The organism is Caenispirillum salinarum AK4, from assembly GCF_000315795.1.
Classification (GTDB): Bacteria; Pseudomonadota; Alphaproteobacteria; order Rhodospirillales; family Rhodospirillaceae; genus Caenispirillum; species Caenispirillum salinarum.
Genome location: NZ_ANHY01000006.1, coordinates 399,111 through 405,110 on the forward strand (window position 1 = coordinate 399,111; position 6,000 = coordinate 405,110).

The following is a 6,000-nucleotide window of genomic DNA, read 5'->3' on the forward strand; positions in this document are numbered from 1 at the left end:
TTGCCCCATTTTACTTGCGGTTTCTTTTGCCCCTGACGGCGCACGGCCCCGGACCCGGCCAGGGTCGCGGAGCCGTGCCGCGTGATTGACCGCATCACGGAAGCGGCCTTCATCGCGTATCCGTGCGTCAGGCGGGGACAGCCTTGTCGGCGGGCGCCTCGCCGGCTTCGTAGCCCATGCGCATGTCGTAGTCGGGCTCGACGCCCTGCGGCATCTCCAGCCCGCACTCCTTCAGGCGACCTTCCAGCAGTTCCAGGTATTCAGCCTGCAACTCCTCGGGCGTGCGCACCTTGATGCCCCAGTCGTAGTACTTCTGGAACATGGCCGATGCCTTCGCGCCCTGCGACGGACGGCCGTAGAAGCCCAGACCCACCTTCATGAACTTTTCGATCTTGGACTGGCAGATTTCGCGGGCCTTCTCGCCGCCGAACTCGATGTTGCGCTTGGTCGCCCAGACGCCGAAGGCCAGGTGGCCGTGCTCTTCCTTGTGGATGCGCACGTTCACACGCGCCCACGGCAGGTACGAGCATTCGCGGTACTGGCCCAGAAAGGCGACGGCGGCCGGCGTGACCACGGTCGAGAACAGGCCGACGTCGTACCAGTCCTCGAACCAGGTGGACCAGTTCTCCTTGCGGAAACCGTTGATGACGTTGACCTTCGCCGGGTCCGGGTTGTCCGGGTTGGTGACCAGCTCCTGCAGACGGGAGTCGACGTCCACGCCCAGGTCCTGCATCAGGTTCCAGACATAATAGCCATGGCCCATCTCCTCCATGACCTTCTTGGACAGGCGATAGGCCTCTTCCGGGCGCGGCGCGAAGCGCATGTTTTCAGCCACGCGCTGGGCGCCGGCGTACTCGCTGTCGGCCTGAAAGGACATCAGGTTGAGCAGCAGGCTTTTGTATTCTTCGGGTAGCTTGTCGCCCTTGTCGAAGGTCTTCCACTTCGGCATGTCGTTCGTCTCCTCCTGGACGTGCCGCCCCTGCTGGCCTTTTGCGCGTCTTGTGTTTTGTTGCGCGCTTGACCCGGCGTTCAAAGTGACACAGAATTCCTCTGTGCCCATGATCGTAGTGTAACGCTTTTCAGCTTGTCAAACGGAATTCGCGACAGGGTGTGCGATGAGCGAACGATGGCCCCAGCCCGCGGCAATGCCGCACTTCCAGGCCTTCCGGACGGCGCCGGCGGTCGTGCCGGACCATGACGGGAGCATTACAATTCCCGCCGCAAAGTGCGGCAATTCGTGCTATATCCGGATCAGCGGCCGCCGGGGGCGCGGCGCCTGCGCTTGACGGAGGCGCCGGCGACGCCGACCCTCTCCGCCGGAAAAGACAAGAAAAGGGGCCCCGAGGGAATGCAGAGGCAAAAGCGCATCGATGATCTGATCGCCGGGCTGCTGGACAGCATACCGATCCGCGCGAAATCGCTCATCGTCACCGTCTACGGCGACGCCATCCTGCCGCACGGTGGCAGCGTGTGGCTCGGCAGCCTGATCAACCTGCTGGAGCCCTTCGGGCAGTCAGAGCGCATGGTGCGCACCGCCGTCTTCCGGCTGACCAAGGACGACTGGCTGGAGGCCACTCAGATCGGCCGCCGCAGCTATTATGCCGTCACCGATTCCGGCCGCGTGCGCTTCGATGCCGCCCACCGCCGCATCTACGCCGCCCCCAACATGCCGTGGAACGGCGAGTGGGTCCTGGTCCACACCAACTGCTGCGGCCTGGAGCCCGACCCCCGCGAGAGCCTGCGCCGCGACTTGGCGTGGCAGGGATTCGGGCAACTGGCGCCCCACGTTCTGGCGCATCCCGCGCCGGACGAGGAAGCCCTGCACCTTTCCCTGCGCGAGCACGACGCCATGGACAAGGTGGTCATCCTGCGCGCCGGCGCCGACCGCCTGACCGCCCCCGGCAGCCTGAAGATGCTGGTGCGGGCCTGCTGGGACCTGGACCAGCTTCAAACCGACTATGAAGGCTTCCTCGAGCGGTTCCGCCCTGTCTGGCGGGCCATGGACGACAACGGCGTGCCCGACGGCACCGCCAGCTTCACCATCCGCACGCTGCTCATCCACGACTACCGCCGCATCCTGCTGCGCGACCCCATGCTGCCGGAAGAGGTGCTGCCGCCCAACTGGCCGGGCGCGGCGGCGCGCCTTCTGTGCCGCAACATCTATCGCGCGGTGCAGGGGCCGGCGGAGCAGCACCTGATGCAGACGCTTGAAACGGCCGACGGCCCGCTGCCCGGCGCCCTGCCCTATTTCTATGACCGCTTCGGCGGCCTGATGGATGGCACCGAAAGCCGTGCCTTCTCGGCCGTCATGACCTGATACCGCTCCGCCCCTGCTGGCGCGGACGGCTGTAACGATCGATCGAAGGCGCACCGCAATAAAGCGCCGCGATAACAGGGAGATGTTCCATGTCCGCATCCTCCACCGCGCCCGAGGTGCGTCCGGCCGCGAGTGTCTGCGTTGTCGGCAGCGGGCCGTCGGGTCTGTATGCCGTCGACGCCGTCGCGCGCAAACGGCCCGATGCCGCCATCGACGTGATCGACCGCCTGCCCACGCCTTTCGGCCTGGTTCGCGCCGGCGTCGCGCCCGACCACCTGGGCACCAAGAACATCGTCCGTCAGTTCGACCGCGCTCTCTCCCGCCCCGGCGTGCGGTTCCTGGGCAACGTGACCGTCGGCCGCGACGTCTCGCTGGACGAGTTGAAGGCCGGCTACGACGCGGTCATCCTGGCCGTCGGCGCGCCCGTCGACCGGCCTCTTGGCGTGGCGGGCGAGGACCTGGCGGCGGTTTACGGCTCCGGCGCCTTCGTCGGCTGGTACAACGGCCATCCCGACCACGCAGCGCTGGAACCGCGGCTGCCCGGCCCCTCCGTGGCGGTGGTGGGGAACGGCAACGTGGCGCTCGACATCGCCCGCATCCTGGCGAAGACGCCCAAGGAAATGGCCGAGTCCGACATCTGCGCCCACGCCGCCAAGGTCATCGAAGCCGCGCCCATCACCGACATCCACGTCATCGGCCGGCGCGGCCCGGTCGAGGCCTCCTTCACCTCCGCCGAACTGGGCGAACTGGGGCACCTCTCCCGCGCGCGTCCGGTGGTGGACGCCACCGTGCTCGACGGCCTGACGACGGAGTCGGAAGACGACCCGCGCGCCCGCAAGGTCAAGGACAAGAACCTGGAAATCCTGCGCGCCTTCGCCGCCCGCCCCGACGCCGGCGAGCCGGTGCGCATCCACCTCCATTTCCACGCCGCCCCGCGCGAAGTACTGAACGACGGCTCCGGCGCCGCGGGCGGCCTGCGACTGGAGCGCACACGGGTAGAGAACGGCCGCGCCGTCGGCACCGGAGAGACGTTCGATCTGCCCGCCACGACAGCGGTGACGGCCATCGGCTACCGCTGCGCCGCCGTCCCCGGCCTGCGCATGGACGAAAACCGGGGCATCGTCGCCAACGACGACGGCCGCGTGGAGCCGGGGGTCTATGTGACAGGCTGGGCACGCCGAGGCCCGTCAGGCGTCATCCCCACCAACCGCACCGACGCCATGGCCGTCGCCGGTCACGTGCTGGCGGACCTGGAGGAGGTGGAGTCGGCCAAACCCGGCCCGGCGGCACTGGATACCCTGCTGGCCGAGCGCGGCGCCCGGCCGGTGTGCTACGACGACTGGAAGCGGATCGATGCCGCCGAGGTGGCACGGGCGGCGCAGGGTCGGCCGCGGGAGAAGTTCGTGCGGGTGGAGGAGATGCTGGCGGCTTTGGACGGCTAGTTTCGGCTGACGCCGAACGGGCTGCCGCCCGTACCCGCTTATCGTGAGGGCCGGCGGGCCCTCACGCTCCCGATTTCCTTTGCCAGATCAATACCATCCGGGTAGTAACCTCCAACGGGTCATTCCAATGGAGGGGACGATGAATCGGGGCTTCAGACGAGCCGCCATTGCCTGCCTGTGCGCTGTAACGGCAGCGGCCTGCACCCAACCGGGCGATGCGCCTCCGGTGCCGGACCTTTCGATCCCGTCCGCTATGGAGGCCGGGCACCCACCGCTGGCGGTCGAATTCCGACCCCGTCATGCGGCCACTTTCCAGAACAAGGCCGACCCTGCCACGGCGCACAGGGCCCAGCTTCAGGCATCGTACCCAGAGGATCGGAGCACCGCTTCGCTGAACCGGGTGCTGATGGAAACACTGACCGGCACGAGCCTTGTCCTGCGGGGCGGTTCTTCCACGGAAATCCTGTTCCTCTCGCCGGACGGCCGCGCGGGCGTGGTCACCGAGGGCCGAGGCTGGAAACAGATGGGGGCCGCCGAACAGTGGTACGTAAACGCGGCCAATGACCTCTGCATCCGCGACCGCTACATGGTCCACCTCGACAACAAATTTGGCGGCACGCCGCGCACCTTCCATCAGGCCGGCTGGTGCCTGGAGATCGCCGAGATCAGCGACGGCGCCGTCTACATCGCCTGGGGCGACCGCATATACTACCGCGGCAAGGCGTTTCAGGGCGACATCCTGAACATGGCCGCCCGCGAGGAAAAATTGAGACGCTATTACAATTACTGGGACACCCACTAAACGCGGGGAGCGCGAGGGGCCCGCGTCGGGTCCCTCGCATCCGCAGGCCCGTCCGTCAGCGCAGCGTCAGTCCCCGATCCCGTACGGCGCCGGGGCCTCGCTGACGAGCTTGCTGTACATGCCGCGCACCTCTGCCCGGGCGCCGGGTCCGAAGATGGGGTCGTCGTTGTCGCGGAAGGCGGCGTCGATGGGGGCCCAGTCCTCGGCCGTCAGGCAGCGCTGGGCCATGGGCATGACGATGCCCTCTTCCTTCTGCATGTGCTTCATCTGGAAGCGCAGGTACTGCTGCACCTGCTCCTCGAAGGCGGCCTTGGCGCCGGCTGTTTCCTCGGCGTCCCAGCGGTCGAGGGCGGCCTTCAGGGTTGTCAGGCTGACCGGACAGTTGTCGTGCTCCGCCTCCAGTTCCTCGAGGATCGCCTCGGCGGCCGGGTCGCGGGCGCGGAGGGCCTTGAAGAGGAACAGGTCCTCCTTGGGGTGGTGGTAGCGGTCGGTGAAGGTTTCGATGTATTCGATGATGTGGCGCAGAAAGGCCCGGTCCGGGTCCTTCTGTTCGCGCACCATCTGGTCCATCAGGTGGACGACGCGGAACAGGTTGCGGTGTTCCTGCTTGATGATCCGAAGCGCTTCACTCATGACCCCATCCTCCCGCACGGCAGCGACGATGGCGCCATGCGTGTCAGTTTTTCGTTGTTTGGCTAAAAAACCGTATCACGACATGACGCCCTTCGCCAGTGCCTCGATTACGTGTCCGCGTCGGGTTGTGCTTCCGGTGCGGCGGCCGCGAAGGCATCCAGGCCCCGGCAGTGGGCGTCGATGCGCACCAGTGTCGGATACGGCTCCAGGTCCACGTTGAAGCGCCGGGCGTTGTACATCTGCGGCACCAGGCAGAGGTCGGCGAGCGTGGGTGTGGAGCCGTGGACACAGTCTCCCGTGTCCGGATGCCCTGCCACCATGGCCTCCAGCGCCGTCAGCCCCTGCACGGTCCAGTGCCGGTACCATTCCAGCTTGGCGTCCTCCGACAGACCAAGATGACCGGTGAGGTGCTTGAGCACCCGCAGGTTCGTCAGCGGGTGGATTTCGCAGGAGATCGCCAGCGCGAACGCCCGCACCCGCGCCCGGCCGGCGGCATCGGTCGGCAGAAGCGGCGGGTGGGGGTGGACTTCGTCCAGGTATTCGCAGATGGCGAGCGACTGAGTCAGCGCGCGGCCGTCGTCCTCCACCAGTGTCGGCACGCCGGCCTGGGGGTTCAGCGCGGTATAGGCGGGCTGCTTCTGCTCTCCGCCGTCGCGCACAAGGTGAACGGGCACCTGCTCGGCGCTCAGGCCCTTGAGGTTGAGCGCGATGCGCACGCGGTAGCTGGTGGACGACCGCCAGTAGGTGTAGAGCCGCATGGCGTCAGGCTCCCTCGTACTTCACGACCTGCTGGTCGATGGCGCCGA

6 protein-coding genes are annotated in these 6,000 nt (G+C 67.2%); 3 read left to right on the forward strand and 3 right to left on the reverse strand.

Features of this window, described 5'->3' with window-relative positions:
- Positions 1 to 127: 127 nt before the first annotated feature.
- The gene (locus C882_RS08270; protein WP_009540124.1) at positions 128 to 949 is read right to left on the reverse strand and encodes a Phenylacetic acid catabolic protein; all 822 of its coding nucleotides are present in this window, start codon (positions 947 to 949) and stop codon (positions 128 to 130) included.
- A 399-nt stretch (positions 950 to 1,348) separates the two neighbouring features.
- Between C882_RS08270 and paaX the strand changes: the two genes are divergently transcribed.
- From paaX to C882_RS24595, 3 genes are all read left to right on the forward strand, one after another.
- Positions 1,349 to 2,317: a phenylacetic acid degradation operon negative regulatory protein PaaX gene (gene paaX / locus C882_RS08275; RefSeq protein ID WP_009540125.1), complete on the forward strand. Its 969-nt coding sequence runs from the start codon at positions 1,349 to 1,351 to the stop codon at positions 2,315 to 2,317.
- Positions 2,318 to 2,406: 89 nt separating this feature from the next.
- Positions 2,407 to 3,759, forward strand: a complete 1,353-nt coding sequence (locus C882_RS08280; RefSeq protein ID WP_009540126.1) for an FAD-dependent oxidoreductase — start codon at positions 2,407 to 2,409, stop codon at positions 3,757 to 3,759.
- Between the two features lie 139 nt (positions 3,760 to 3,898).
- Positions 3,899 to 4,561: a hypothetical protein gene (locus tag C882_RS24595; protein ID WP_152415244.1), complete on the forward strand. Its 663-nt coding sequence runs from the start codon at positions 3,899 to 3,901 to the stop codon at positions 4,559 to 4,561.
- A 66-nt stretch (positions 4,562 to 4,627) separates the two neighbouring features.
- On the opposite strand, the gene C882_RS08290 is transcribed toward C882_RS24595, so the two are convergent.
- A complete protein-coding gene (locus C882_RS08290) occupies positions 4,628 to 5,194 on the reverse strand; it encodes a hemerythrin domain-containing protein (RefSeq protein WP_009540128.1) in 567 nt (188 codons plus the stop codon).
- Between the two features lie 107 nt (positions 5,195 to 5,301).
- The gene (gene maiA, locus C882_RS08295) at positions 5,302 to 5,952 is read right to left on the reverse strand and encodes a maleylacetoacetate isomerase (protein WP_009540129.1); all 651 of its coding nucleotides are present in this window, start codon (positions 5,950 to 5,952) and stop codon (positions 5,302 to 5,304) included.
- Between the last annotated feature and the right edge of the window lie 48 nt (positions 5,953 to 6,000).